Origin of the sequence: Streptomyces anatolicus, from assembly GCF_019400875.1 — a bacterium.
Lineage (GTDB): Bacteria > Actinomycetota > Actinomycetes > Streptomycetales > Streptomycetaceae > Streptomyces > Streptomyces anatolicus.
Genome location: NZ_WMBF01000847.1, coordinates 1 through 1,171, shown reverse-complemented (window position 1 = coordinate 1,171; position 1,171 = coordinate 1). Strand labels below are relative to the sequence as shown.

Sequence of the window (1,171 nt, the reverse complement as noted above, 5' to 3'; positions counted from 1 at the left end):
GGCGGTGGGACCGGGGCGGAGCCTGGGCGGGACCGTGGTGAGGCCTGGGCGGGGCCGAGATCTCCCCAAGTGGAATCGGAGGTACCGCCTCAAGGCGGACGCGCACGCCCCGTATGCTCAGCTCCTCTCCACGAGAACTTCACACTGGGAGCACTCCTTGCGCATACGCACCATGGCCCCCGCGGCGCTCGCCGCCACCGCCCTCGCCGTCTCCCTGCTCGCCGCGTCGCCCGCCTCCGCGGCGACCGCGCGCCACCAGGGCGGGCTGCACCTCGGCACCATCCAGTACGACAGCCCGGGGCGGGACACCCGCTCGAACTCCTCGCTGAACGCGGAGTGGGTGAACATCCACAACAGCACGCGGTCCGCGATCCAGCTCAAGGGCTACCAGCTCAAGGACGACACCGGCTACACGTACACCTTCGGCAGCTACAACATCGGCGCGGGCAAGACCGTCAAGGTCCGCACGGGCAAGGGCACCAACGCCTCCGGCGTGCGCTACTGGGGCCAGAGCAACTACGTCTGGAACAACACCAGCGACAAGGCGCGCCTGCTCAAGCCGAGCGGTTCGCTCCAGGACTCCTGCGCCTGGTCGCGGGGCGACGGCGGGGTCAAGAGCTGCCACTGACGGCCGTCGGCCGAGCCTGGCCGACTGAGGGTGCTTCGGGCCGGGTCTCTCAGGCCTGGCCCGTCTCGAAGCGGGTGATCCGGCCCGCGTCGTCGACGGTGAAGCGCCACTTCGTGCGCATCTCGCCCCAGGTGTCGTTGCGGTAGCTGACGAGCAGCGTGCGGCCGCCGTCCGACTCCGACTCGACGTCCATGTGGCCGTTGGAGGAGAAGACCTCACGGTCCGTCCACTCGGCGATGTCCCGGTCGGAGCCGTCGTCGGACATGCTCGCGTCAGGGGCGAGCAGCGCCTCGAAGGCGGCCCGGTCGTGGGAATTCACCGCGGTGACGAACGCGCGTACGGCCGGGTCGCCGAGCCGGTTTACCTGAATGCTCATGGGCTCACGCTCACATCGGGCCGTCCGGGGCGCCACCGGGCGGGGCGGGATCCTCACCCGTACGGCGGCGCGGGCCGGGTGCCGGGGGCCGGTCCGGCGGACGGTGGGAGGGTCACCCCCCTCGGCTCGGCGAGAGCCGAACCATCGACCTGGGAGTCCTCATGACC

2 protein-coding genes are annotated in these 1,171 nt (G+C 71.1%); one reads left to right on the top strand and one right to left on the bottom strand.

Annotated elements, in window-relative coordinates:
- Positions 1-157 precede the first annotated feature (157 nt).
- The gene (locus GKQ77_RS32920) at positions 158-628 is read left to right on the top strand and encodes a lamin tail domain-containing protein (protein WP_219692806.1); all 471 of its coding nucleotides are present in this window, start codon (positions 158-160) and stop codon (positions 626-628) included.
- A gap of 49 nt (positions 629-677) precedes the next feature.
- Here the strand turns inward: GKQ77_RS32920 and GKQ77_RS32915 are convergent, their stop codons facing one another.
- Positions 678-1,004 carry a nuclear transport factor 2 family protein gene (locus GKQ77_RS32915; protein ID WP_219692805.1) on the bottom strand — a complete coding sequence of 109 codons (327 nt, stop codon included), beginning with the start codon at positions 1,002-1,004 and terminating at the stop codon, positions 678-680.
- Between the last annotated feature and the right edge of the window lie 167 nt (positions 1,005-1,171).

What these genes read in the sequence shown, in the direction of transcription:
- GKQ77_RS32915 (WP_219692805.1), bottom strand. Translation starts at nt 1,004, where the DNA reads ATGAGCATTCAGGTAAACCGGCTCGGCGACCCGGCCGTACGCGCGTTC.